Genomic DNA, 973 nt, shown 5'->3' with positions numbered 1-973 from the left:
TCTGCCGCCTATTCCATCCATTTTTTCCGCTGAACGCTCCTCGCAGCAGCTATTTCCCTCATTACGGACGCACCTCTCCTGCGCTGGAGAGCAAATATCGACGCGCCATCCAAAGGTTCGACAGGGCGAACAGCGTCACCATCTGAGCAGTGTTTTTCACCAAGCCTCGGAAACGCATTTTCGTATAACCAAACTGACGCTTGATCACTCGAAATGGATGCTCAACCTTGGCGCGAACCTGGGCCTTGGCTTTCTCGATCTTGCGCATCGCTTTGTACAGCGCGCTGCGTTTACCGTGTTTTTTGTAGGTACTGCGCCGGGCTGCAATCTGCCAGATGACGTGGCGTCCCGCATGCTCTTCGCGCTTCTCGACACCGGTATAGCCTGCATCGGCGCAGACCACGTTCTCAGCACCGTGTAGCAGTTTGTCGACTTGGGTTATGTCCGCGACGTTGGCCGCAGTGACCACCACGCTGTGCACCAGCCCTGACTCATCGTCGACACCAATGTGAGCTTTGGCACCGAAGTAATACTGGTTACCTTTCTTGGTTTGATGCATCTCAGGGTCGCGTTTGCCGTCCTTGTTCTTGGTCGAACTGGGCGCATGAATCAGCGTGGCATCGACGATGGTGCCTTGTCGCAGCGACAAGCCACGGTCGCCCAGATAGCCATTGATCACGCCGAGAATACCAGCGGCCAACTCGTGCTTTTCCAGCAGGCGACGGAAGTTGAGGATGGTAGTTTCATCTGGGATCCGCTCCAGGCTCAGACCTGAAAACTGGCGCAAGATCGTCGTCTCGTACAGCGCTTCTTCCATCGCAGGATCGCTGTAACCGAACCAGTTCTGCATGAGATGAACCCGCAGCATCGCCATCAAAGGATTGGCCGGACGCCCCCCTTCGCCCGTCGGGTAATGAGGTTCGATCAGGGCAATCAAACCCTTCCAGGGTACGACCCGATCCATCTCGATCAG

The 973-nt window shown here is 56.0% G+C and carries 1 protein-coding gene; it reads right to left on the bottom strand.

Annotation, left to right across the window (positions count from 1 at the left end; genetic code table 11):
- Positions 1-61: 61 nt before the first annotated feature.
- Positions 62-973, bottom strand: a 912-nt coding sequence (locus KZX66_RS26330) for an IS5 family transposase (RefSeq protein ID WP_248084123.1), incomplete at its 5' end; no start/stop codon positions are given.

It is taken from the genome of Pseudomonas sp. EYE_354 (assembly GCF_023148575.1).
GTDB lineage: Bacteria > Pseudomonadota > Gammaproteobacteria > Pseudomonadales > Pseudomonadaceae > Aquipseudomonas.
This window is presented reverse-complemented; position numbering and strand designations above follow the sequence as displayed.